The organism is Caldovatus sediminis (assembly GCF_014644455.1).
GTDB classification, from domain to species: domain Bacteria; phylum Pseudomonadota; class Alphaproteobacteria; order Acetobacterales; family Acetobacteraceae; genus Caldovatus; species Caldovatus sediminis.
Genome location: NZ_BMKS01000015.1, coordinates 60,652 through 83,040 on the forward strand (window position 1 = coordinate 60,652; position 22,389 = coordinate 83,040).

Consider the following 22,389-nt stretch of genomic DNA (forward strand, 5'->3'; position numbering starts at 1 on the left):
GTCAGGAGGGCGCCCGCGCCGCCGGGACCAGCGTGGCGGCGAGCGCCGCGGCGCAGGCGGTGCCGATCGCCACCGTCAGCCCGATCGCGCGCAGCACCGGCGTCGCGCAGAAGGCCAGCAGGCCGAAGGTGAGCAGGGTGGTGAGGGTGCAATGGACGACCGATCCCAGCGCCCGGGCCCGCTCCTCCACGGGCTCGCCAGCGGAACGGGCGACGAACAAGGCATAGTCCATGCCCACGCCGGCCAGCAAGAGCAGCGAGACCAGGTGGAACAGGGCGAATCGTTCCCCGAGCAGCGCGAGCCCGGCGAGGGTGAGCAGCACGGCGCCGGCAAGCGGCGCCGCGGTGCGCAGCGCCGCAGCGGGGCCGCCCAGGCCGGCGGCCAGCAGGCCAAGGACGATCGCCGCGCCGACACCGCACCACAGCAGGGCCTGGCGGGTGGCGGCATCCACCAGGGCCTGGGTCTCCGCCTTCGCCTCCACGACGAGCAGCCCTGGCAGGCGCAGCGCCGCGAGCGCGGCGCGCAGCGCCTCCGGCTCGCGCAGGTCGTTCGGCACGGCCAGCGCCTGCCAGCCCCGGCCGTCGGGCAGCGGGGCGAGCAGCGGGGCGAGGCGGGCGGCGAGCAGCGATCCGGCCTCGCCGCCGGCGAGGTCGGCGCGCGTCAGGGGCGGCAGGGTCCGGCTGGCCTCGACGTCGGCGAGGAAGCGGTCGAAGGCGGTGGGGCGGAAGGGCAGGCCCGCCGCGGCCGCGGCGAGGCGCGCGCGCAGCGTCGCGGCATCGGGCAGGGCGGCCTGGCGGGCGCGCTGGGTGCGCTCGCTCGGCAGGTAGCGGCTCGGCAGGTCGAGGCCGCCCAGCGCGCCGCGCGCGACGAGGGGGGCCAGCGCCTCGCCGATGCGTTCCGCGCCCTGCAGAGCCGCCTCCGCCGTGGGCGCGGCGAGCGCGACCAGCACGCCGACGTCCGGCGCGCCGAGCTGGCGGCGCAGCTCGCCGTCCAGCGCGCGCTGCGCCGCCGGGACGGGGCTGAGTGCGGCAAGGTCGTCCTCCGCCGGCGGGCCGCCGATCGCGACCAGGTACAGCGCGGCGCCGGCGAGCAGCGCCCAGGCGACGCCGCGCCGGCGCGGCAGCGCCAGCAGCGCGCGCGCCAGCGGCGGCGGCAGGGCGCGCGCCTCGATGCCCGCCGCCGGCGGGACGAGGCGCGGCAGCAGCAGGCGCGTGACCAGCGCGCTCGTCGGCAGGCCGAGGGCCGCGAACAGGCCGAGCTGCGCGAGGCCCGGCACGTCGGAGAGAACCATCGCGGTGAGCCCCGCGGCGGCGGCGAGCGAGGCCAGGCGCAGCGTCGGCCAGACGCGCCGCGCGGTCTCCGCCAGCGACTCGCCGGGACGGCGCTGCGTCACCAGGAGGATGGGGTAGTCGGCGGTCACGCCGAGCATGGTCATGCCGAAGCCGAGCGCGGCGCCGTGGATCTCGCCGAACGCCGCCGCCACCGCCGTGGCGCCCGCGAGCACGCCAGCGGCGAGCGGCACCGCCGCGAGCAGGAGCATCAGCGGCGTGCGGAAGCGCCAGAGCAGGAAGGCCGCGAGCAGCGCCGCGGAGAGGGCCGAGATCATGGCGAGATCGGCGCGGATCGCCGCCGCCGCCTCGGCCGCGAAGACGCCCGGGCCGCTGACCAGGAGGCGCGCGCCCGGCGCCGGCTCCGCCGCGGCGAAGGCGGCGCGCAGCGCGGCCACCGCCTCGCGCTGCGCCTCCGTGTCCAGCCCCGTGGCGGCGGTGCGGGCGATCAAGAGCGCGCGCTCGCCGGTCCCGGACGGCGGCGGATCGGCGAACCACACGCCGGCGCGCAGCGCGACCGTGCTGCCCGCGGTCCAGGCGCGCAGCAGCTCCACGAACGCGCCCACCGGATCGGCGAAGCCGATGCGCGCGAGCAGCGGCGAGGCGGCGCCGCGCAGCCCGTCGAGCAGCGCCTCGAGCCGCGCGCGCAGCGCCGGCGTCTCGAACAGCGCCGGCGTGACCGCGGGGGAAAGGAGGTAGCGGTGGCGGAACAGGAGTTCCTGCTCGGCCTCGGCGATCCCCTCCGTGCCGTTGCCGACGAAGGCGAAGCGGCCGGAGGCGCGCAGCGCCTCGCCGAGCGCGCGCGAGAGCCGCGCCAGCTCCGGCACCGGCGCGCCCTCGATGCCGACGAGCAGCAGCGTGGTGGCCGCGCCGGTGCGCAGCTCGCGCAGCAGGAAGGCGCTGGCCTCGCTGCGCGGCGGCGGCAGGAAGCCGGCCATGTCGGTGGTGACGCCGACCGCGCGCAGCACCGCCGCGTTCGCCGCGCCGAGCAGGGCGAGGACGGCGAGCAGCGGCAGCAGGCGGCGCAGGCCGGCCGGCGCCCTCACCGCGCCGGCTCGATGCGCATGCGGGTGAAGCCGCCGCCGTGCTGCGACTCCACGCCGAGGATCGCCGCCCCGCGCCCGGTCAGCGCCACCCGCTGCACGGCGGCGAGCACGCGCCCGGAGAGCGGCGTCAGGACCAGGGTCCAGCGGCCCGCGGGGTCGCCCTCGAAGGCGACCGCGTAGTGGCGGCGCAGCGCGGCGAGGTCGCCGGCCAGGGTGGCGCGGATCGCCTCGACCAGCGGGCGGATCTCGGGCGAGCGGTCGAGGCTCAGCACCTGCCGCGTGCCCTGCAGCGGCCGCTCCAGCGTCAGCAGGTCGCCCTCGACGCGCAGCACCTCCTCGATGGGCGCGGTGGTGCGCTTCTCCAGCCGGTCGGGCGCCTGCCAGGAGAGCGTGCCGCGCGAGAGGAGCGGCCGGTCGAGCTCCGGCATCTCCTTCTCCTCGACGAAGGCGGCGCGGCTCGCGCGGATCGCGGCGAAGGCGCGCATCAGCGCCTCGAGCGGCGCCTCGGCGCGGGCGGCGCGGGCGAGCGCGGCGAGGATCAGCGCGGCGCAGCAGCTTCGGCGGCGGGGCATGGCGCGGAGGGCGATGGCGGCGGGTCCTCGAACTCGCCCCAGAAGTCGTAGAAGTTGAACCAGTTGTAGGGGTGCGCGCGGCACAGCGCCTCCAGCCGCGCCGCATAGCGCGCGGCCCATTCGGCGAGGGCCGCCGGCCGGTCGGCGCGGTCGAGCGAGATGCGCTCGGCGAAGGGCTCGAAGCGCAGCTCGTAGCGGCGCGGCCCGCGCCAGAGGCCGAAGAACAGCATCACCGGGGCGCCGAGCACGTGCGCGAGCAGGTGCGGCCCCGCCGGGAAGGGCGCCGCGGCGCCGAGGAAGGGCACGCGCAGCATCCGCTCGCCGCGCGGCGCCCGGTCGCCGAGCAGGCCGACGATGCCGCCGCGCTCCAGGCACTCGCGCGCGCGCAGCATGGTGTCCGGCCGGCCGAGCGCGATCACGCTGCCGGCGCGGGCGGGATCGAGCGCGTTGAACAGCGCGTCCGCCTGGCGCGCGTTCTCCTCGTACATCATCGGCCGGATCTCGACCGGGCAGTCGGCGCCGGCGAGCACGCGCAGCACCTCGAAGCTGCCGAGATGCGCGCCGAGCAGGATCACGCCCTGCCCCGCGCGCAGCCGCGCGTCCAGCCGCTCCAGCCCGACCACCTCCACCGCGTAGCCGGCGCTGCGGCCGGCGAGCAGGAAGACGCGGTCGAGCATGGTGCAGGCGAAGACGAAGTAGAGCCGGAACACGTCCCGCAGGCCCGGCGCGCGGCCGAGCGCCCGCGCGAGATAGGCGCGCACGGCCCGGCGCTGCGCCGCCGGCGCGGTGAGCACGAAATAGGCGGTGATCGGACGGAGCAGCGCGTGTCCCGCGCGCCAGCCCAGCGCGAAGACGAGGCGCGTCATCAGCCGCAGCGCCGCGAGGCTGCCGCGCTCCTTCTGCCGCGTCCAGGCGGTCACGCCGGAGGGTCCGTTCCGTCGGGGGGCGGCGCGAACTCCGCCTCGCAGGAGAAGGCATCGCTCGCGACGGCGACGGCGAGCGGGCGGTCCGCGCGCCGCGAGAGCTGCAGCGCCACCGCCTGGCCCGGGCCGACGGGGGCGACGAATTTCGCCCGGGCGATCCGCCGCAGCGGACCGAGACGGAAGGCGCGCCGCGCCGCCTCCGCGGCCAGGTCGAGCAGCACCACGCCGGGCACCACCGGCCGGCCCGGGAAGTGGCCGGGAAAGGCGGGATGGTCGGCCGGCACTGAGATGGCCGCCTGGGCTTCGGCGCGGGCGGCGGCGCCGCTCACGCGTCGCTCCGCGGCCGCCGGGCGGCGGCGGGCCGCAGCGCGGCGAGGGCGCGGCGCGAGAGCTTGCCCACCGCGTCGCGCGGCAGCGCGTCCAGCATCACCACGGGGCGCGGCAGGAAGGCCGGCTCGATCCGCTCGCGCAGCGCGGCGACGATCTCGCGCGCCGAGCGGTCTGGGGCGACGACGTAGGCGGCGAGCCGCGCGCGCGGGTTGCGGTCGAGGTCCTCCGGGGCGACGAAGACGCCGTCGCGCACCCCCTCGATCTCGTTGAGGATGCGGGTGAGCCCGGCGAGCGAGGCCCGCTTGCCGGCTAGCTTGACCACGTCCGCGCGCCGGCCGAGCAGGCGGAAGCGGCCGTCCCCGGCCGGCGCCAGCTCGTCGGCGAGCGGCACCGGCCGCGGCAGGCCGGGCACCTCGGCGAGCGCCGAGCCGTCCGCCGCGATGCGGAGGCGCACGCCGTCGTAGGGCCGCCACAGCGGCCCCTCGACGGTGCGGCGGCTGGCGAGGGAGCCCGCCTCGGTCGCGCCGTAGATCTCCAGCACCCGGGTCCGCCAGGCCCGCTCCGCCTCCGCCGCGAGTTCCCCGGCGAGCGGCGCGGTGGCGGAGATCACCGCCTCCAGCGCCGGCAGCCCGGCGCCGGAGGCGAGCAGGGCGCGGAGCTGCAGCGGCGTGGTCACGAGGAGGCGGCGCGGCGGCGCCTCGGCGAGCGCCTCGGCCAGGTCGGAGGGGTAGAAGGTGGGGCCGGCATGGCCCGCCGCCTCGGCGTGCAGCGGCAGCAGCAGCGTCGTCTCGAAGCCGTACATGTGCTGCGCCGGGACGCTGGCGACGATGCTGGCGGGCCGGGCGGGATCGGCGAGGTCGAAGCGCGCCGCGGCGGCGCGCGCGCCGGCGACCAGGGCGCCCCAGGGCTTGGCGTGCGGCGCCGGCTCGCCGGTGCTGCCGGAGGTGAAGGCGATGGCGGCGATCCGCTCCGCCGGGATGCGCGGCGCGGCCACGGCGCGGCCGGCGTCGCCGGGGGGGAGGAGCGCCTCGGCGCAGCCGGTCACGACGACGGGGCAGGCGGCGGCGGCGGCGTCCTGCGCCAGGGTGGCGGCGTCGTCCACCAGGGCGTGGGCGCCGGGATGGCGCTCCGCCAGCTCGCGCAGCCGGCGCGGCGAGCGGTCGGCCGAGAGCAGGGTGGTCTGGCCGCGCATCAGCGCCGCGGCGAAGCCGAGCAGGGCGAGGTAGCGGTCGGCGCAGAGGTTGATCGCGCAGGGCGCCTCCGGCAGCCGCGCCGCCAGCGCGGCGGCCTCGGCGAGGAAGCGGCCGACCGTGATCGCCTCGCCGCGGCGGCGGAACAGCACCGCCTCCGGCCGGCGCGGCGTCAGCGGCGGCGCGGCGCCGATCGTGCCGGCGGCGTCAGGCGGCATGGCGCGGGCGCCGCGGCGCCGCCGAGGCCGGCGCGAGGGCCGCTTCGTGCCATCCGGCGCGGAGCACGACGCGACAGGTCCGCAGCGGCGAGGCGATGCCGAGATGCGGGAAGCGCAGCGTGCGCACCAGGTGCTCGGCGAGGAACACCGCCGCCACCAGGCCGGGATTGACCGCCAGCAGAACCCCGTCCGGCACCGCCAGGACGCCGGCGAGCACCAGCCCGTGCCCGATCGCCAGCAGGGCCAGCAGCGCCGCCCAGAACGCGGTCAGGCGGCGCGCGTAGCCCTCGCACTCGGGCGGCACGACGCCGCGGTCGAGCCGGGTGTAGCGCGCGATCAGCGGCTCCCGTCCGGGGAGCAGCGTCGCGGCGAAGACCAGCGCGAGCAGGAGCTCGCACAGGGGCGGCAGGGCGTCGAGGGCGTGCCCGAGCCAGGGCGGCGGCGCGACGGCGACCGCCGCCGCGAGCCCCGCGAGGCCGAGCGCGCCGCCGAGGCGTCCGCGCCGCGCCGCGCCGCGCCCGGACGTCGCCACCGCCATCGCCAGCCCCGCCGCCAGCGCCGCGGCGGCGAGGCCGTCCGCACCGAGGGCGCGCGCCAGCACGAAGCCGGCGCCGAGCAGCCCGGTCAGCGCCAGCGGGAGCGAGGCGGCGCTTGGCGGCTCCCCGGCCATCCCGTGGCGCCCTACCTGGTCCGATGCTTCTCGACGTGCGCGGCGAGGGCGCGCAGACTGGCGAAGATGCGGTGGTTGCGCTCGTCGTCGGAGCGGAGCTGGAAGCCGTAGCGGCGGGAGATGGCGAGGGCGATCTCCAGCGCGTCGATCGAGTCGAGGCCGAGGCCCTCGTTGAACAGCGGCGCCTCGGGATCGATCTCCTCGGGCGCCGTCTCGAGATGCAGGGCTTCCACGATCAGCCGGGCAAGTTCGGCTTCCAGGGGAACTGTCGAAGTCACGGACATGCTCGGACCAAGGCCCCGCAATCGGTTGGAGGACGGGCATCCCCGCCGCGCCGGCGGCGCTGCGCGCGGAAAGATGCGGCGCCCGGGTTCCGCGCGACCAGGACGCCCGATATCAGACCGCCGGATGCCAGAAAGTCGGATGCCACGCAATCGGACAATCGCGCCGCCCCCCCGCGCCGAAGGCCAAGGTTATCAAGGGCCAAGCGGCGTCTCAAGGGCGGCATCGCGGGGCGCGGCGGGCGCGCCCGCGCCGCCTGCGCCCGACGCCGCGGCCGCCCGGCGCGCCGCGGTGTTCGCCGCGCTGCCGGACTCGCTCACCTTCACCGTGGACGTGGAGGAACTGCACCCGGAATCCTCCGCCGCCCGGCTGGAGCGCACCACCCGCCGGCTGCTCGACCTGCTCGAGGAGGCGGAGGGGCGCGGCACCTTCTTCGTCCTCGGCGAGGCCGCCCGCCGCGCCCCCGGCCTGGTGCGCGAGATCGCCCGGCGCGGCCACGAGCTCGCCTCGCACGGCGAGCGGCACCGCGCGCTGGGCGCCGAAACCCCGGAAGGGTTCCGCGCCGGCCTTGCGGCGTGCAAGGCGCGGATCGAGGACCTCGCCGGCGCGCCCGTGCTCGGCTTCCGCGCGCCGATGTTCTCGCTGACGGCGGGCACCGCCCCCTGGGCGACGGCGATCCTCGGCGAGCTGGGCTTCGCCTATTCCTCGTCGGTCGTGCCGGCCTGGAACTTCCTGCACGGCTATCCGGGCGCGCCGCGGCGGCCCTTCCTGTGGCCGTCCGGGGTGCTCGAGCTGCCCTGCCCGCTCGGCCGCGTGGGGCCGCTCGCCATGCCCTTCCTCGGCGGGATGTACCTCCGCTACCTGCCGCCTTGGCGGCTGCGGCAGTTCGCGCGCCAGGCCGGCGCGGCGCCGGACGGCGCCGTGTTCTGGACCTACTGCCATCCCTACGACGTGGACACGGCGCAGGGGCTGCGCCGCTATGCCGATCTCGGCCTCGGGGCGAGCCTGATGCTGTGGCTCAACCGCGGGCGCATGGAGGGGCGGCTGCGGGCGGTGCTCGCCGGTCGGCGCTCGCTCCCCTTCGCCGCGCGGCTGGAGGCGATGCGCGCCGCGGCGGACCGCTCCTTCCGGCCGGGGTGGGCGGCGGGGGCCGCGCCCCCCGGCGGCACGCCACGAGCCGATCGCGGGCGGCCGGAGACGGCCGGGAGCGCGGATCGGCCCGAAGCCCGGGGCGCGAGGGCCGTTGCGGCGAGTGCAGGCGGGCGAACGCGTCCCTAGACCCGCGCCAGGATGAACAGCCGCCGGAACGGCAGCAGCACCGCGCCGTCCGCCCGCGGCGGGTAGCGCGGCCGCACCGCCTCGGCGTAGGCGGCGAGGAAGGCCGCCCGCACGTCCGTCGCCTCCGCCGCCGGACCGTCGTCGAGGGCGTCGAGGAAAGGCCGCAGGCTGCTGCCCAGGGCCCACTGCACGACCGGGTCGGGGCCGCGCAGCACGTGGATGTACTCGGTCAGCCACAGGTCGAGCGCGGCGGTGCGGCCGGCGAGCAGGTCGTAGTAGGTCTCCGGCGCCAGGATCGGCGGCGCGCTGCGCACGCCGCGCAGCCGCTCCGTCCAGGGCTGCCCCTCGCGCGCCGCGACCTCGTACTGCAGCGTCCGGAAGGGCGCGGCGTCCATCGCCGGCATCTGCACCGCGAGCACGCCGCCCGGGGCGAGACAGCCGAGCAGGCGCGGGAACAGCGTCTCGTGCCCGGTCAGCCAGTGGAGGGCGGCGTTGGAGAAGATCACGTCCACCGGCTCGGTCGGCGCCCAGGCGGCGATGTCCGCCTGCTCGACGCGGAAGCCCGCCCGGGCGGCACGGGCGAGCATCGCGGCGGAGCCGTCCACGCCGGTGACCTCGGCGCCGGGGAAGCGCGCGGCGAGGATCGGCAGGGCATTGCCGGCGCCGCAGCCGAGGTCCACCACGCGGCGCGTCGGGCCGGGATGCCGCAGGCGCGCGATCAGGTCGAGGGCGGGGCGCAGCCGCTCGTCGCCGAAGCGCAGGTACTGCTCCGGGTCCCAGCCGGGGTTGGCGGACGGCGCGGGGCCGCTCATCGTCCCTCCTCCTCGTCGCCCCGCTCGCGGGCGTCGAAATGCCGGTCCACCACCCGGATCGCGTAGGCGAAGCAGGCGGCGAACAGAAGCACGCCGAGATGCTCGGCGGTCAGGACCGCCTCCTGCCGGCCCGCCAGCAGGACCAGCGCGCCGACGCCGACCACCGCCGCCAGCGCGATGCGCAGCCAGGACCCCATCGGCATCGCCCCGCCCCCTCCGTTCCGCGTCCGTCGCCACCTCACAGGTAACGGGCGCGGATGTCGAGGCTGCTCTCGCGGCCGAGCTTGTCGAAATGCTCGGCGAGCCAGCGGTCGGCAGCCTCGCGGCCGTAGCCGCGCAGGGTCTGGAGGAAGTCCCAGTCGCCGTTGAACTTCGTCGAGAGCTTGAAGCGGCGCATCCGCTCCTCGTCCTCGATCACGTGCAGGAACAGGCGACGGTAGCGCGGCTGCTCCAGCCGCCCCGCGTCGAGCAGGCGCTGGACGAAGTCGATCGCGCGCATCTCGGCGACAAGCGAGCCGTTGAAGGTGATCTCGTTCAGCCGGTTCATGATCTCGGCCGGCGTGGTCGGCGTCTCCTCGCGGACCAGGGGGTTGAGCTGGACCACCACGATGTCGGGCGGCCCGCCATGCTCGTAGAGCGGCCAGAGGGCGGGATTGCCGAGGTAGCCGCCGTCCCAGTAGGGCTCGCCGTCGATCTCCACCGCCTTGAAGATCTGCGGCAGGCAGGCGGAGGCGAGCAGCGCCTCGACGCTGATCTCCCTGCGGCTGAAGATGCGCGGCTTGCCGGTGCGCACGTTGGTCGCGGAGACGAAGAGCTTCGGCGCCTTCGCCGCCTCGCGCAGCAGCGCGACGTCCACCGACTGCTCGAGCGCCCGGCGCAGCGGGTTGTAGTCGAAGGGCGTCGGGTTGATCTGGTAGGGGGAGAAGACCCGGGTCAGGGTCTCGAAGGTCTGGTAGGCGACGGAGTAGGTCAGGTCGTGGCCCCAGATCAGCCTCTCCCAGGGGAGGCTGCGGACGGGGCTCGCCGTCAGCCGGGCGCCGATGCTGCGCCAGAAGCGGTCGAGGGCGTGGATCGCGCCCTGCGGCCCGTCCTCGATCAGGCCCTGCACCAGCATCACCGCGTTGATCGCCCCGGCCGAGGTGCCGGAGACGCCGTCGATCTCGAGCCGGTCGTCCTCGAGCAGCCGCTCCAGGACGCCCCAGGTGAAGGCGCCGTGCGTGCCGCCGCCCTGCAGGCCGAGGCTGATCCTCCGCTTCCCGGACGGCGCGCGCGACGGCGTCGCGGGCCGCGGCGCGCGGTGCGCGACCGGGCCGAGCACCTCAGTGGCGGCGATGCGGTCGGCCGCCTCGCGCTTCGCCGCGCTGCGCTTCGGCCCGGTCGCGGGCGCGTCCGTCGTCACGCCGCGATCCAGGCGCCGTCTATGCTCAGCGCCGCCCCGTTCAGGCTGGCCGTGTCGGGGCCGCAGACGTAGAGCGCCATGCGCGCCACCTCCTCCACCTCCACCCAGCGCTTCGAGGGCTGCTTGGCGAGGACCACCTCGGTCAGCGCCTCCTCCTCGCTGATGCCCCTCTCCCGCGCCGCGGCGACGACCTGCGCCTCCGCGAGCGGCGTGCGGGTGAAGCCCGGGCAGATCGCGTTGCAGGTGACGCCGGTGCGCGCGACCTCCAGCGCCACCGTCTTCGTCAGCCCGACGACGCCGTGCTTGGCGGCGACGTAGGCGACCTTGAACGGGCTCGCGACCAGGCCGTGGGCGGAGGCGATGTTGACGATCCGCCCCCAGCCCCGCGCCCTCATCCCCGGCAGCGCCGCCTTGATGGCGTGGAAGCCGGCGGAGAGGTTGATCGCGAGGATCCGGTCCCACTGCTCCTCCGGGAACTCCTCGATCGGCGCGGTGAACTGGATGCCGGCGTTGTTGACCAGGATGTCCACCCGGCCGAGCGCCTTCTCGGCCGCCGCCACCATCTCCCGCACGGCGGCGGGCCGCGACAGGTCGTGGTCGGAGAACGGCGCCTCGCCGCCGCCCATGGCGGCGCCGACCTCGCGCCGCGCCGCGGCGATGTCCTCCGGCCGGCCGAGGCCGTTCAGCATCACCGTCGCCCCGGCCCGCGCGAACATCCGCGCGATGCCGAGGCCGATGCCGGAGGTCGAGCCGGTGACGAGGGCCGTGCGGCCCTCCAGCGTGCGTTCCATGGGACTGCCCCGATCCTTCGCAACCGCAGCGACGAGCCGCCGCAATAGGCTCAGGGCAGGCGCATGAGCAAGCCGGCCAGTCGTTTCGCCGCCGGGGAGAGGAGCCGGGGGACGAAGAACTCGCCCGCCGCCCGCTTCGCCGCCTCGGCCAGGGTCGGATAGGGCAGGACGAGGCCGGCGAGCGCCGAGAGCGGCAGCTTCCGCCCGATCATCAGCCCGAACATCCCGGCCATGTCGCCCGCCCGCGGGCCGAGCACCGAGGCGCCGAGCAGCCGGCCCTTCGGCGTGGCGACCAGCTTGACCAGCCCCTCCGGCCGCCCCTCGGCCACCGCGCGGTCGTTCTCCGAGAGCGGCCAGCGCAGGATGCGCAGCGCCGTATGCCCGGCCTCGCGCGCCTCGGCCTCGGTCAGCCCGACCTGGGCGAGCTCGGGGTCGGTGTAGGTCACGCGCGGCAGCGCCGCGTAGTCGAGCTTCGCCGGGAGGCGAAACAGCATCGCGCGCGCGATGATCGCGGCGTGCTGCGCGCAGACGTGGGTGAAGCCGCGCGGGCCGAGGCCCCGCGGGTCGGCGATGTCCCCGGCCGCCCAGACCCGGCGGTTGGAGACCGAGCGCAGCGAGAGGTCGGTCACGATCCCGTGCCGCGTCGCCTCGATGCCGGCCGCCGGCAGGTCGAGGCCGGCGAGGCGCGGCACCCGGCCCGCGGCGAGCAGCAGGTGCGTGCCGGCGATCCGGCTGCCGTCCTCCAGCACCGCGGCGAGGCCGCCGGCCTCGTCCGGCTCGACCCGGCGCAGCGCCGCGCCCTCGCGCAGCGCCACGCCCTCGGCCTTGAGCGCCTGGCGCAGGCCCTCGACCAGCTCGGGGTCCTCGCGCCCGGCGATGCCGGGCGCCGCCTCGATGACGGTGACGAGGCAGCCGAGCCGGACATGCGCCTGCGCCATCTCCAGCCCGACCGCGCCGCCGCCGACGATGATCAGGTGGCCGGGCGGGTCCTCGAGGTCGAAGAGCGTCTCGTTGGTGAGGTAGGGCACCTCGGCGAGGCCCGGGATGCCGGGCACCGCGGGGGCGCTGCCGGCGGCGACGACGGCGCGGCGGAAGGTGTGGCGGCGGCCGCCGGCCTCGATCGTGTCGGGGGCGACGAAATGGGCGCTGGCGCGGATCACCTCGGCGCCGAGGGCGCGGAACCGCGCCTCGGAGTCGTTCGGGGCGAGGCGGGCGATGGCGCCGCGCACATGGGCGCGCACCGCGGCCCAGTCGATCTCCGGCGGCGGCAGGCGGATGCCGAAGCGGGCGGCGTCGCGCGCCTGCTGCGCGCGGCGGGCGGCGGCGAGCAGCGCCTTGGAGGGGACGCAGCCGTGGTTCAGGCAGTCGCCGCCCATGCGCGCCCGCTCGATCAGCGCGACCTTCAGGCCGAGCTGCGCGGCGAAGGCGGCGACCGAGAGCCCGGCCGCGCCGGCGCCGATGATCGCCACGTCGTAGTCAGCCATGCCCCTCAGTTCCCCTGCGCCGGCGCCACCACGCCCCGAGCAGCGACAGCGCCGCCAGCCCGAGCAGCGGAAGCAGGATGCCGGGCGAGAGGATCGCCGAGAGGTCGGGGGTCTCCCCCCGCGCCAGGATCCCGCCCAGGCCCGCGCCGATGCCGGCATACACGGCCGCTCCCGGGACGATCCCGAGGACGGTGGCGGCGGCATAGGGGAGGAGGCGCATGCCGACCAGGGCCGGGACGAGGTTGAGCAGCCAGAACGGCACCACCGGGACCAGGCGCAGCGAGAGCAGACAGAAGAACCCGTCGCGCTCGAGGCCGGGCCGGAGGCGGTCGAGCAGCGGCGCCGCCCGCGCCGCGACCAGGGGGGCGAGGGCGGAACGGGCGGCGAGGAACAGCAGGCAGGCGCCGAGGCTCGCGCCGGACACGGCAAGCCCGGCGCCGAGCCAGGGGCCGAACAGGAACCCTCCGGCGAGGGTCATCACCGCCCCGCCGGGCAGGGAGAGGGCGACGACGGCGATGTAGGCGGCGAGGTAGAGCGCGGCGGCGGCGAGCGGATCGGCGGCGACCAGCGCCGCCAGCGCCTCGTGGTGCCGGGCCAGCGCCTCGAAGGAGAGCAGGCGGTGCAGGCCGAACGCATAGGTGAGCGCGAGGGCGAGCGCGATCAGGCCGAGCGGCAGCAGGCGCGGCACGAGCCTGCGCCGGGCGCCGGGCGCCGCCCGGCAGGCGGGATCCGGTCCCCGCCTCGGTCCTCCCCCGCCCGTCGCGACGGGAGCGGGCGAAGCGGCGGGCGGCGCTGCGCGCCCTTCGGCAGGCGCGGCGGCGGCGACGCCGGTCGGGGTGTTGGTCGCGGCGGTGATCGCGGCCGCCGCGGCATCGGGATCGGGCATCGTGCGCGCGCCTTCACGACGGGCGGGGACGGGGTTATGCGGGCAGGAGGATGCCCGACAGCCAGGAGGGGAGTCGCGGGCGCTGCGTCAACGGCGCCCGGTCCGCCTGCGCGGCTGGCGAGGCTCGCCCGGCACCGGGGCGCGACGGTTCTGGCCGTGGGCGCGGTCGCCGGCCCCGAGGGGCGGCGGCCGGTCGGCGCGCGCGGAGCCCGACCGCCCTCGCCCAGCCCCTTGCGCCGCATCGCGCCGGAATTCCTGCCACTGCGGTTGACGCGCCGCCTGTGGCCTCCCTATAGGAGCGCGCCTCTGCCGGGGCGGCCCGAAGGGCGCGCCGCCGGCCGCGCCGGTTTGGTCCGGCCTGGATGCCCTCGGGAGATCCGCCGTGAAGCGTACCTACCAGCCCTCGAAGCTTGTCCGGAAGCGCCGCCACGGCTTCCGCGCCCGCATGGCGACGGCGGCCGGCCGCAAGGTGCTGGCCAATCGCCGCGCCAAGGGCCGCAAGCGCCTGTCCGCCTGAGCCCGCAGGGCGTGCCGGGTCGGCGCGGCGCGCGGCGGCCGGCACGCCCGTTCGCCGCCTCCGGCCCTCCCGCCGCCCGTCAACCTTCGCCCCGAGGTCCCGCCGCCGTGTCCGAGCCGTCCCCGCCGACGTCGCCCCGCGCGGCGCCGGCGCTGGCGCCGGCGCGCCTGAAGCGGCGAGGCGAATTCCTGCGCGTCGCCGCGCGCGGCAGGCGCGTCGCCCGCCCGGGCCTGGTGCTGCAGGCGATGCCCGCCGCGGCGCCCGCGGGCTCCGGCGCGCCGCCGCCACGGCTGGGCTTCACCGTCACCAGGAAGGTCGGTGGCGCGGTGCTGCGCAACCGCGTCCGCCGCCGCCTGAAGGAGGCCGCGCGGCTGACCTTCCGGGAGCACCCCGAGGCCGCCCGCGGCTGGGACCTGGTGCTGATCGGCCGCGAGGGCACGGCGCGGCGCGGCTTCCAGGATCTGCGGGCCGATCTCGAGGGCGCGCTGCGCCAGCTCGGCGCCTGGTCGGGCGCGCCGCCGCGGCCGGCGGCCGCACCGTCCGACCACCCGGCATCGCCGCCGCCCGCCGGAGGCGCGCGCCCCGCGGCGCGTGCGGCGCCGGCCGTGCCGGAGGCGCCCGCGCCATGACCGCGACCGTTTCCGCCCCCGCGCCCACCCTGCCCGCGCGCCTGCTGCGCGGAGCGGTGCGGACCTACCAGTACACGCTGCGTCCGCTGATCGGCGCGAACTGCCGGTTCCATCCGCACTGCAGCGACTACGCCCTGGAGGCGCTCGCCCTGCACGGGGCGCTGCGCGGCAGCGCCATGACCGCGCGCCGCATCCTCCGCTGCAACCCCTGGCATCCCGGCGGCTGGGATCCGGTTCCGCCCCGAAGGGCCGCCGCCGCGGCTCCTCCGGCCGCGGCCGACCGTTCCTCGCCGAAAGGCTGAGCAGACCCCGACCATGGACCAGAAGCGCCTCTTCGCGGCGATCGCGATCTCGATCGGCATCCTGCTGATCTTCCAGGTCTACATCGCCCCGCCGCCGCCTCCGCCGCCGCGCCCGCCCGCCGAGGCCACCGCCCCGCAGCGGACTCCGGAGGCCGTCCCCGTGCCGCCCGGCCCGCTCGGTCCTGCGCTGCCGGGCTACCAGGAGAGCCCGCCTGCGGTCGGCGTGCTCGCCCGCCCCCCCGCGCAGAGCCTGCGCATCGAGGCGCCGCGCCTGGAGGGCAGCATCACCCTCCGCGGCGCCATGCTCGACAGCCTGGTGCTGAAGGACTACCGCGAGACGGTGGAGCGGGACTCCCCGCTGGTGCGACTCTTCGCGCCGCGCGGCGGGCCGCAGCCCTATTTCGCGCAATGGGGGTGGACCGCGGCCGACGGCCGCACGCGCGTGCCCGACGGCGACAGCGACTGGCGGGCCTCGGGCGGCCCGCTCGCGCCCGGCAGGCCGGTCACGCTCTCCTGGGACAACGGCCAGGGGCAGGTGTTCGAGATCGTCCTCGAGGTGGACGAGAACTACATGTTCACCGCCGAGCAGCGGGTGCGGAACGGGGCCGGCGAGCCGGTGCAGGTCCTGCCCTGGGCGCGCGTCCGCCGCGAGGCGACGCCGCCGACGCAGGGCTTCTTCATCCTGCACGAGGGCTTCACCGGCGTGATGGACGGCCGGCTGCACGAGTGGACCTATTCCGACGCCCGGAGCGAGGCGCAGAAGCGCGGCGGCGGTCCGGCGTTCGAGCAGCAGTCGCGCGGCGGCTGGGCCGGCATCACGGACAAGTACTGGCTGGCCGCGCTCGCTCCGGCGGATCAGGGCTTCACCGCGCGCTTCGCCTACCGCTACGTCCCCGACGGCGGCCACGACCGCTGGCAGGTCGACCTCGTGCCCGCCGGCGCGCAGACCGTGGCGCCGGGCGCGATCGCGCAGCTCGCCACCCGCCTCTTCGCCGGGGCGAAGGAGGTGACGCTGCTCGATGCCTACCGCGACCGGCTGGGCATCACCGACTTCGACAAGGCGATCGACTTCGGCTGGTTCTACTTCCTGACCAAGCCGTTCTTCTACGCGCTCCACTGGATCGCGCAGCAGTTCCAGGCGCTCGGCTCCGGCGCGCCCTTCGGGCTGGCGATCCTCGTCTTCACCCTGCTGATCAAGATCGCCTTCTTCCCGCTGGCCAACAAGGCCTACCACAGCATGGCGCGGATGAAGATCCTGGCGCCGAAGATGCAGGAGATCCGGGACCGCTACAAGGACGACCCGGCCAAGGCGCAGGCCGAGATGATGGCGCTCTACCGGTCGGAGAAGGTGAACCCGGCCTCCGGATGCCTGCCCATCCTGATCCAGATCCCGGTCTTCTTCGCGCTCTACAAGGTGCTGTTCGTCACCATCGAGATGCGCCACCAGCCCTTCTTCGGCTGGATCCGCGACCTCTCGGGGCCCGACCCGACCAACCTGTTCAACCTGTTCGGGCTGCTGCCCTACGACCCGCCGTCCTTCTTCCACCTGCCGGCCTGGGCCATCATCATGGGCCTGACGATGTGGCTGCAGATGCGGCTGAACCCGCAGCCGCCCGACCCGATCCAGGCCAAGATCTTCCAGTGGATGCCGGTGCTCTTCACCTTCATGCTGGCGAGCTTCCCGGCCGGGCTGATCATCTACTGGGCCTGGAACAACCTGCTCTCCATCGCCCAGCAGTGGTACATCATGCGCCACGACCGCGCCGCGGCGGCGGCGGCGAAGAAGGCCGGCCCCCCGGCACTCGCGCCCGGGCCCGCCGAGGAGAAGGAGAGGCGGAAGAAGGAAGACGCGCGGGTGTGAGCACGCCCGGCGCCCGAACGCTCCCCGCCGGCGGCCTGCTCGAGGCGCGCGACGAGGCCGAGCGCGCCGCGCTGGTCGAGGCCGGGCGCCGCCTCTTCGCCCGGCCCTGCCGCTTCTTCTTCGCCGCCCAGCGCCTCGACCAGCTGCCCCCGCCGCGCGGGCCGGAGGTGGCATTCTGCGGCCGCTCGAACGTCGGCAAGTCGAGCCTGGTCAACGCCCTGACCGGGCAGGCGACGCTCGCGCGCGTCTCCAACACGCCGGGGCGGACGCGCCAGCTCAACTTCTTCGAGATCGAGGGCCCGCCGGGCGAGGGACGCCTCGTCCTCGTGGACATGCCGGGCTACGGCTACGCCCAGGCGCCGAAGGACATCAAGGCCGACTGGCAGGGGCTGATGTTCGACTTCCTGCGCGGCCGGCCGAGCCTGCGCCGGGTGCTGCTGCTCCTCGACGCGCGGATCGAGACCAAACCGTCCGACCGCGCCGTGATGGACCTGCTGGACAGGGCCGCCGTCGCCTTCCAGATCGTGCTGACCAAGGCCGACGCGGTGCGGTCGGCGGCGCTGGCCCGGCGCGTGCGGGAGGCGGAGACGCTGGCGCGGTCCCACACCGCGGGGCATCCGCTGGTGATCGTGACCAGCAGCCGCAGCGGAGAGGGCATCGAGACGCTGCGCGCGGAACTCGCCGCGCTCGCCGGACCGGCGCCGGGGTGAGTCGCGACGGCGAAGCCGTCGCACGGGAATTTCAACCGTTCCGATGTTGAAAAAACATTCCTTTCGATCGAGGATTTGGTTCTCTCTCCCGACGCCTGGACCCCCGCCATGCGCGATCCCCTGCTGCGACGAATCGCTGGGCTGTTCGCCCCGCTGGGGCTGGCGGTGCCGCTGATACTGGCGCCGATGTCCGTCGAGGCGACCCTGGACCGCGGCACGGCGGACCCCGCGACGGCACGGCCGGTCGCCGGCATCCCTGCCGCCGGCGGGGCGGTCCCGGCTTCGTTCCGCCCCGCTCCGCGGGGCGCCGGGCCCGGTCACGCCAGCACCGGCGGCGCCGTGCCGGTTCCGCGGATGGCGCTGACGCTCGACGCGGTCGCCACCGCCGCGGGGCCCTCCGTGCCGGCGGCTTGGTCCGTCGTCGCCCTCGGCGACCCCGCGCGGACCGTCTTCTCCAGCCCCAACCAGGCGCGGCCCACGCTGCATCTCGGCCCCGGCCGGTACGAGGCGCGCGTCACCTACGGCGCGGTGCAGGCGGTGGAGCGGTTCGAGGTGGCGGCCGACGCGCCGGCCCCGCAGGAGGTCCGCCGCGTCGTCCTCAACGCCGGCACGCTGCGTCCGGTCGCCGGCCTGGTCGCCGGCTCCCCGCCGCTCGAGGGCCTCTGGACGGTCATCGTCGAGTCGGTGCCGGAGCGGCGGGCCGGCGCCGTCGTGGTCTCCACCACGGCGCGCCAGCCGGTCTTCCACCTCGCGCCGGGGCATTATCGGCTGCGCTTCGAGACCGGCCAGGTGCAGGCGGAGACGGTGGCGCGCGTCGCCCCCGGCGCCCTGACGCAGCCGCGGATCGCGTTGCGCGCGGCCGACATCACGCTGGTCTCGCTGCGCGGCGGGCGGCCGCTGCTCGGCGTGCACTGGCAGCTGTTCGAGCGGCCGCGGCAGGATCGGCCGGTCGCCGACGCGCCCCTCGCCGAGAGCGCGGCGCCGCGGGCGCGCTTCGTGCTGCCCGGCGGCGCCTACGTCGTCCGCGTGCTGGCCGACGGCCGCTGGTACGAGCAGCCCTTCTCGGTCGCCCCGGGCACGGTGCGCGAGATCCCGCTGATCCTCCCCTGACCGCGCCCGGCCGGGCGCTTGACCCCGCCGGGCGTGGCGCCTAGACGCCGCGCGCGACCCTCGGGGGAAGGACGCCACGCCGATGACCGATTCCGCGCGCGACCAGGTGGCGATGCTGGCCGGCGCCCTCCCGTTCCTCAAGCGCTACGACGACCAGATCGTGGTGGTGAAGTACGGCGGCCACGCCATGGGCGAGGAGGAGACCGCGCTCCGCTTCGGCCGCGACATCGCCCTGCTGGAGCAGGTCGGCGTCAAGCCCGTGGTGGTGCACGGCGGCGGGCCGCAGATCAACGCCATGCTCAAGCGCCTCGGCGTCAAGTCCACCTTCGTCCAGGGCCTGCGCGTCACCGACGCCGAGATGCTCGACGTGGTCGAGATGGTCCTCGCCGGACCGGTGAACAAGCAGATCGCCGAGGCGATCACCCGCGCCGGGGCGATCGCCGTCGGCATCTCGGGCAAGGACGGCGGGCTGATCCGCGCCCGCAGGCTGACGCGCACCGTGCGCGACCCGGAGAACGGCGCCGAGCAGGCGCTCGACCTCGGCTTCGTCGGCGAGCCGGAGCGGGTGGACACGCGCGTGCTGGAGCTGATGATCGGCGCCGACATCGTCCCCGTGGTGGCGCCGGTCGGCGTCGGCGAGGACGGGCAGACCTACAACATCAACGCCGACACCGCCGCCGGCGCGATCGCCGGCGCGCTCAAGGCGGAGCGGCTGCTGCTGCTGACCGACGTGCCCGGCGTGCTCGGCCGGGACGGGGCGCTGGTGCCGGAGATGACGGTGGCCGAGGTGCGCGCCGGGATCGCCGCGGGCTGGATCTCCGGCGGCATGATCCCGAAGGTCGAGACCTGCATCTACGCCATCGAGCGCGGCGTGCGGGGCGCCGTGATCCTGGACGGGCGCGTGCCGCACGCGGTGCTGCTGGAGCTGTTCACCGACGCCGGGGCGGGCACGCTGATCCGGCCCTGAGCCGCCGCGCCGCCGGCCGGCCGGCGGCGTTGACAGGCCGGCGGCCGCATGCATCGTCCGCGCCGCCGCCGCGACAGCCGGGCCGGCACCTCCACGCTCGCACGACGGGACGCCGCCACGATGGACACCGCCAGCCTTCAGACCCGCATCGAGGCGCTCTGGGCGCGCCGCGACCAGATCTCGCCGGCCACCCGCGGGGAGGACCGCGCGGCGGTCGAGGCCGCGATCGAGCTGCTCGATTCCGGCCGGGCGCGGGTGGCGGAGCCGGACGGCAGCGGCGGCTGGAAGGTCAACCAGTGGCTCAAGCAGGCGGTGCTGCTCTCCTTCCGCCTCGCCGACTCGGTGCCGATGGCGACCGCGGCCGGGGCCTACGACAAGGTGCCGCTGAAGTTCCAGGGCTGGGGCGAGAACCGCTTCCGCGAGGCCGGCTTCCGCGCCGTGCCCGGCGCGGTGGTGCGCCGCGGCGCCTTCATCGGCCGCAACGTGGTGCTGATGCCTTCCTTCGTGAACATCGGCGCCCATGTGGCCGAGGGGACGATGGTGGACACCTGGGCGACCGTCGGCTCCTGCGCGCAGATCGGGAGGAACTGCCACCTCTCGGGCGGCGTCGGCATCGGCGGCGTGCTGGAGCCGCTGCAGGCCAACCCGGTGGTCATCGAGGACGACTGCTTCATCGGCGCGCGCAGCGAGGTCGCCGAGGGCGTGGTGGTCGAGCGCGGCAGCGTGCTCTCGATGGGCGTCTTCCTCGGCGCCTCGACGAAGATCGTGGACCGCGCGACGGGGGAGGTGTTCGTCGGGCGCGTGCCGGCCTATTCGGTGGTGGTGCCGGGCACCCTGCCCGGGAAGCCGCTGCCGGACGGGTCGCCGGGGCCGAGCCTCTACTGCGCGGTGATCGTCAAGCGGGTGGACGCGCAGACGCGCGCCAAGACCTCGATCAACGAGCTGCTGCGCGACTGACGCCGCCGTGGCGACCGATCCGCTGCCGCTGGCGCAGGCGCTGATCCGCTGCCGCTCCGTCACGCCGGCGGACGACGGGGCGATGGCGGTGTTGGAGGCGGCGCTCGCCCCGCTCGGCTTCGCCTGCCACCGGCTGCGCTTCGGCGCGATCGAGAACCTGTTCGCGCGGCGCGGCGCGGGCGGGCCGCATCTCTGCTTCGCCGGGCACACCGATGTGGTGCCGGCGGGCGACGCCGGGGCGTGGACGGCCGATCCCTTCGGCGGCGAGGTGCGCGACGGGGTGCTCTACGGCCGCGGCGCGACCGACATGAAGGGCGCGATCGCCGCCTTCGTCGCGGCGGTCGCGGACCGCCTCGCCGCGCGGCCGGGGGCGCCGGGCAGCCTCAGCCTGCTGATCACGGGCGACGAGGAGGGGCCGGCGGTGGACGGCACGGCGCGCGTGCTGGAGTGGATGGCCGCGCACGGCCAGGTCCCCGACATGTGCCTGGTCGGCGAGCCGACCTCGCGCGCGCGGCTCGGCGACGTGATCAAGATCGGCCGGCGCGGCAGCCTGAACGCGGCGATCACGCTGCACGGCGTGCAGGGCCACGTCGCCTACCCGCAGCGGGCGGACAACCCGGTGCATCGCCTCCTGCGCGTGCTGCACGGGCTGATCGCGCGGCCGCTCGACCAGGGGACGGAGTGGTTCGAGCCGTCCTCGCTGCAGGTGACCAGCGTGGATGTCGGCAACGCGGCGACCAACGTCATCCCGGCGGCGGCGCGGGCGCGGCTCAACATCCGCTTCAACGACCGCCACACCGGCGAATCGCTCGCGCGCATGCTGCGCGCGGCGCTGGAGGCGGAGGGGGCAAGGTTCGACCTCGATGTCTCGGTCTCGGGCGAGGCGTTCCTGACCCGGCCCGGACCGTTCGTGGAGGCGCTGAAGCGCGCGGTGCGGCGCGCCACCGGCGGGGAGCCGGCGCTCGACACGGGCGGCGGCACCTCGGATGCGCGCTTCATCGCCCGCTACTGCCCGGTGGCGGAGCTCGGCGCCGTCGGGACCACGATGCACAAGGTGGACGAGTGCACGCCGGTGGCGGAGCTGCGCGCGCTCGCCGCGCTCTACCGGGCGGTGATCGAGGAGGCGCTCGGCTGAGGCGCGCGCCGCCGGCTACGCCTCGCGCAGCAGCCGCGCCGCTTCGAGCAGCACGCGCTCGTAGCGCTCGCGCTCGCGCGCCGCGACCTCCGGCGGCCAGGGGCGGAATCCCTCCCCGCTCTTGGTGCCGAGCCTGCCCTCGGCGACCAGCCGCTTGAGCGTCGGGCTCGGCTCGGTGTCGTTGCAGAGCGTGGGGTAGATGGCGCGGGCGGCGGCGAGCTGGGTCTCGAGCCCGGCCAGCTCCTTCTGCAGGATCGGGCCGGCGGCGACGTAGCGGAAGCCGAAGGCGTAGCGCACGGCGGCGTCCACGTCCTCGGCGGTGGCGAGGCCCTGGTCAATGACGGCGAAGGCCTCGCGCATCAGCGCGTGCTGGATGCGGTTGGCGAGGAAGCCCGGCACGTCGCGCGCGACGCGGATCGGCTTGCGGCCGAGTTCGGCCATGATCGCGGCGAGGCGGTCGCAGGTCTCGGGATCGGTGTGCGCGCCGCGCACCACCTCGACGCCGGGGACGAGATGCGCGGGGAGGAAGAAGTGCAGGTTGGCCATGCGCGACCGCGTGGCGCAGCCCTCGGCGATGTCGGTGATGCGCAGGGCCGAGGAGTTGGAGCCGATCGGCACCCCGGGCGGCACCAGGCGGTCCAGCTCGGCGAAGACGCGGCGCTTGAGGTCGAGGTCCTCCGGCACCGCCTCGACCACGCAGGCGGCGTCGGCGAAGCCCACCTCCCCGAGCGCGGCGACGAGGAACAGGTGCTCGACCCGCTCCGGATCGGCGCCGAGCTGGGCGAGCGAGGAGCGCACCCGGTCGAGGCAGCCGGGCCAGGCGGCGCGGTTCGGCTCCACCCCGGTGACGCGCCAGCCGCCGGCGAGGAAGATCGCGGCGATGTCGCAGCCCATCAGCCCCTGGCCGACGACCACCGCATGGTTCGCCCCCTCGGCTTCCGTCCCCTCCGCCATGCCTGCCGCCATGCCTGCCGCGCTCCGCCCGCCGTTGG

At 76.3% G+C, this 22,389-nt stretch carries 23 protein-coding genes and 1 pseudogene; 10 read left to right on the forward strand and 14 right to left on the reverse strand.

Annotation, left to right across the window (positions count from 1 at the left end; all coding sequences use genetic code 11):
• Position 1 precedes the first annotated feature (1 nt).
• Genes IEX99_RS18540 through IEX99_RS18570 form a run of 7 tightly spaced genes read right to left on the reverse strand, consistent with a single transcriptional unit; the run spans position 2 to position 6,561 of the window.
• Positions 2-2,374 (reverse strand): MMPL family transporter, encoded by a 2,373-nt coding sequence (locus IEX99_RS18540; RefSeq protein WP_188903036.1) that lies wholly within the window; start codon positions 2,372-2,374, stop codon positions 2-4.
• On the reverse strand, positions 2,371-2,946 hold the full coding sequence (locus IEX99_RS18545) for a LolA-related protein (protein ID WP_188903038.1): 576 nt from the start codon (positions 2,944-2,946) through the stop codon (positions 2,371-2,373). The genes IEX99_RS18540 and IEX99_RS18545 overlap by 4 nt, the downstream gene beginning before the upstream one ends.
• Positions 2,913-3,866: an LpxL/LpxP family acyltransferase gene (locus IEX99_RS18550; RefSeq protein ID WP_229678136.1), complete on the reverse strand. Its 954-nt coding sequence runs from the start codon at positions 3,864-3,866 to the stop codon at positions 2,913-2,915. The genes IEX99_RS18545 and IEX99_RS18550 overlap by 34 nt, the downstream gene beginning before the upstream one ends.
• Entirely contained in the window at positions 3,863-4,198 is a 336-nt protein-coding gene (locus tag IEX99_RS18555) for a hypothetical protein (RefSeq protein ID WP_188903040.1), read from the reverse strand. The genes IEX99_RS18550 and IEX99_RS18555 overlap by 4 nt, the downstream gene beginning before the upstream one ends.
• Positions 4,195-5,607, reverse strand: coding sequence for an AMP-binding protein (locus IEX99_RS18560; protein WP_188903042.1), 1,413 nt, complete (start codon positions 5,605-5,607; stop codon positions 4,195-4,197). The genes IEX99_RS18555 and IEX99_RS18560 overlap by 4 nt, the downstream gene beginning before the upstream one ends.
• Positions 5,597-6,277 carry a COG4648 family protein gene (locus IEX99_RS18565; protein ID WP_188903044.1) on the reverse strand — a complete coding sequence of 227 codons (681 nt, stop codon included), beginning with the start codon at positions 6,275-6,277 and terminating at the stop codon, positions 5,597-5,599. Before IEX99_RS18565 ends, IEX99_RS18560 begins: the two co-directional genes overlap by 11 nt.
• An 11-nt stretch (positions 6,278-6,288) precedes the next feature.
• Positions 6,289-6,561 carry a phosphopantetheine-binding protein gene (locus IEX99_RS18570; RefSeq protein WP_188903046.1) on the reverse strand — a complete coding sequence of 91 codons (273 nt, stop codon included), beginning with the start codon at positions 6,559-6,561 and terminating at the stop codon, positions 6,289-6,291.
• 289 nt (positions 6,562-6,850) lie between these two features.
• Between IEX99_RS18570 and IEX99_RS18575 the strand changes: the two genes are divergently transcribed.
• The gene (locus IEX99_RS18575; protein WP_188903048.1) at positions 6,851-7,837 is read left to right on the forward strand and encodes a polysaccharide deacetylase family protein; all 987 of its coding nucleotides are present in this window, start codon (positions 6,851-6,853) and stop codon (positions 7,835-7,837) included.
• Here the strand turns inward: IEX99_RS18575 and IEX99_RS18580 are convergent.
• Genes IEX99_RS18580 through IEX99_RS18605 form a run of 6 tightly spaced genes read right to left on the reverse strand, consistent with a single transcriptional unit; the run spans position 7,834 to position 13,011 of the window.
• Positions 7,834-8,649 (reverse strand): methyltransferase domain-containing protein, encoded by an 816-nt coding sequence (locus IEX99_RS18580; protein WP_188903050.1) that lies wholly within the window; start codon positions 8,647-8,649, stop codon positions 7,834-7,836. The two genes, IEX99_RS18575 and IEX99_RS18580, sit on opposite strands and share 4 nt — an antisense overlap.
• Entirely contained in the window at positions 8,646-8,852 is a 207-nt protein-coding gene (locus tag IEX99_RS18585; protein WP_188903052.1) for a hypothetical protein, read from the reverse strand. Before IEX99_RS18585 ends, IEX99_RS18580 begins: the two co-directional genes overlap by 4 nt.
• 35 nt (positions 8,853-8,887) lie before the next feature.
• Positions 8,888-10,048 carry a patatin-like phospholipase family protein gene (locus IEX99_RS18590; RefSeq protein ID WP_229678137.1) on the reverse strand — a complete coding sequence of 387 codons (1,161 nt, stop codon included), beginning with the start codon at positions 10,046-10,048 and terminating at the stop codon, positions 8,888-8,890.
• Positions 10,045-10,839: a 3-hydroxybutyrate dehydrogenase gene (locus IEX99_RS18595; protein WP_188903054.1), complete on the reverse strand. Its 795-nt coding sequence runs from the start codon at positions 10,837-10,839 to the stop codon at positions 10,045-10,047. The genes IEX99_RS18590 and IEX99_RS18595 overlap by 4 nt, the downstream gene beginning before the upstream one ends.
• A gap of 50 nt (positions 10,840-10,889) precedes the next feature.
• A complete protein-coding gene (locus IEX99_RS18600) occupies positions 10,890-12,323 on the reverse strand; it encodes a dihydrolipoyl dehydrogenase family protein (protein WP_188903056.1) in 1,434 nt (477 codons plus the stop codon).
• Positions 12,316-13,011: a TVP38/TMEM64 family protein gene (locus IEX99_RS18605; protein ID WP_188903059.1), complete on the reverse strand. Its 696-nt coding sequence runs from the start codon at positions 13,009-13,011 to the stop codon at positions 12,316-12,318. The genes IEX99_RS18600 and IEX99_RS18605 overlap by 8 nt, the downstream gene beginning before the upstream one ends.
• Positions 13,012-13,591: 580 nt before the next feature.
• On the opposite strand from IEX99_RS18605, the gene rpmH reads away from it, so the two are divergent.
• The 9 genes and pseudogenes from rpmH (at position 13,592) to dapE (ending at position 21,397) form a co-directional block, all read left to right on the forward strand.
• Positions 13,592-13,726: a 50S ribosomal protein L34 gene (rpmH, locus tag IEX99_RS18610; RefSeq protein WP_188903061.1), complete on the forward strand. Its 135-nt coding sequence runs from the start codon at positions 13,592-13,594 to the stop codon at positions 13,724-13,726.
• 152 nt (positions 13,727-13,878) lie between these two features.
• Positions 13,879-14,226: pseudogene (gene rnpA / locus IEX99_RS22575) on the forward strand (ribonuclease P protein component); the annotation flags it as partial.
• Between the two features lie 125 nt (positions 14,227-14,351).
• Positions 14,352-14,657, forward strand: coding sequence for a membrane protein insertion efficiency factor YidD (yidD, locus tag IEX99_RS18620; protein WP_188903063.1), 306 nt, complete (start codon positions 14,352-14,354; stop codon positions 14,655-14,657).
• 13 nt (positions 14,658-14,670) lie between these two features.
• Positions 14,671-16,518 carry a membrane protein insertase YidC gene (yidC, locus tag IEX99_RS18625; protein WP_188903065.1) on the forward strand — a complete coding sequence of 616 codons (1,848 nt, stop codon included), beginning with the start codon at positions 14,671-14,673 and terminating at the stop codon, positions 16,516-16,518.
• Positions 16,515-17,228: a ribosome biogenesis GTP-binding protein YihA/YsxC gene (gene yihA, locus IEX99_RS18630; RefSeq protein WP_373285231.1), complete on the forward strand. Its 714-nt coding sequence runs from the start codon at positions 16,515-16,517 to the stop codon at positions 17,226-17,228. Before yidC ends, yihA begins: the two co-directional genes overlap by 4 nt.
• Positions 17,229-17,336: 108 nt before the next feature.
• Entirely contained in the window at positions 17,337-18,338 is a 1,002-nt protein-coding gene (locus IEX99_RS18635) for a hypothetical protein (RefSeq protein WP_188903067.1), read from the forward strand.
• A gap of 82 nt (positions 18,339-18,420) precedes the next feature.
• Positions 18,421-19,305, forward strand: coding sequence for an acetylglutamate kinase (argB, locus tag IEX99_RS18640; RefSeq protein ID WP_188903068.1), 885 nt, complete (start codon positions 18,421-18,423; stop codon positions 19,303-19,305).
• Between the two features lie 120 nt (positions 19,306-19,425).
• The gene (gene dapD, locus IEX99_RS18645; RefSeq protein ID WP_188903070.1) at positions 19,426-20,262 is read left to right on the forward strand and encodes a 2,3,4,5-tetrahydropyridine-2,6-dicarboxylate N-succinyltransferase; all 837 of its coding nucleotides are present in this window, start codon (positions 19,426-19,428) and stop codon (positions 20,260-20,262) included.
• Positions 20,263-20,269: 7 nt separating this feature from the next.
• Positions 20,270-21,397, forward strand: coding sequence for a succinyl-diaminopimelate desuccinylase (dapE, locus tag IEX99_RS18650; protein ID WP_188903072.1), 1,128 nt, complete (start codon positions 20,270-20,272; stop codon positions 21,395-21,397).
• Between the two features lie 15 nt (positions 21,398-21,412).
• Here the strand turns inward: dapE and IEX99_RS18655 are convergent, their stop codons facing one another.
• Entirely contained in the window at positions 21,413-22,363 is a 951-nt protein-coding gene (locus IEX99_RS18655) for a 3-hydroxyacyl-CoA dehydrogenase family protein (RefSeq protein ID WP_229678138.1), read from the reverse strand.
• Positions 22,364-22,389: the final 26 nt, after the last annotated feature.

Coding starts and splice junctions, on each gene's coding strand:
- IEX99_RS18560 (WP_188903042.1), bottom strand. CDS start 5,607: ATGCCGCCTGACGCCGCCGGCACGATCGGCGCCGCGCCGCCGCTGACG.
- IEX99_RS18635 (WP_188903067.1), top strand. CDS start 17,337: ATGCGCGATCCCCTGCTGCGACGAATCGCTGGGCTGTTCGCCCCGCTG.
- IEX99_RS18570 (WP_188903046.1), bottom strand. CDS start 6,561: ATGTCCGTGACTTCGACAGTTCCCCTGGAAGCCGAACTTGCCCGGCTG.
- yidD (WP_188903063.1), top strand. CDS start 14,352: ATGACCGCGACCGTTTCCGCCCCCGCGCCCACCCTGCCCGCGCGCCTG.
- IEX99_RS18585 (WP_188903052.1), bottom strand. CDS start 8,852: ATGCCGATGGGGTCCTGGCTGCGCATCGCGCTGGCGGCGGTGGTCGGC.
- IEX99_RS18595 (WP_188903054.1), bottom strand. CDS start 10,839: ATGGAACGCACGCTGGAGGGCCGCACGGCCCTCGTCACCGGCTCGACC.
- IEX99_RS18545 (WP_188903038.1), bottom strand. CDS start 2,946: ATGCCCCGCCGCCGAAGCTGCTGCGCCGCGCTGATCCTCGCCGCGCTC.
- IEX99_RS18600 (WP_188903056.1), bottom strand. CDS start 12,323: ATGGCTGACTACGACGTGGCGATCATCGGCGCCGGCGCGGCCGGGCTC.
- yidC (WP_188903065.1), top strand. CDS start 14,671: ATGGACCAGAAGCGCCTCTTCGCGGCGATCGCGATCTCGATCGGCATC.
- IEX99_RS18580 (WP_188903050.1), bottom strand. CDS start 8,649: ATGAGCGGCCCCGCGCCGTCCGCCAACCCCGGCTGGGACCCGGAGCAG.
- IEX99_RS18565 (WP_188903044.1), bottom strand. CDS start 6,277: ATGGCCGGGGAGCCGCCAAGCGCCGCCTCGCTCCCGCTGGCGCTGACC.
- IEX99_RS18655 (WP_229678138.1), bottom strand. CDS start 22,363: ATGGCGGCAGGCATGGCGGAGGGGACGGAAGCCGAGGGGGCGAACCAT.
- dapD (WP_188903070.1), top strand. CDS start 19,426: ATGGACACCGCCAGCCTTCAGACCCGCATCGAGGCGCTCTGGGCGCGC.
- argB (WP_188903068.1), top strand. CDS start 18,421: ATGACCGATTCCGCGCGCGACCAGGTGGCGATGCTGGCCGGCGCCCTC.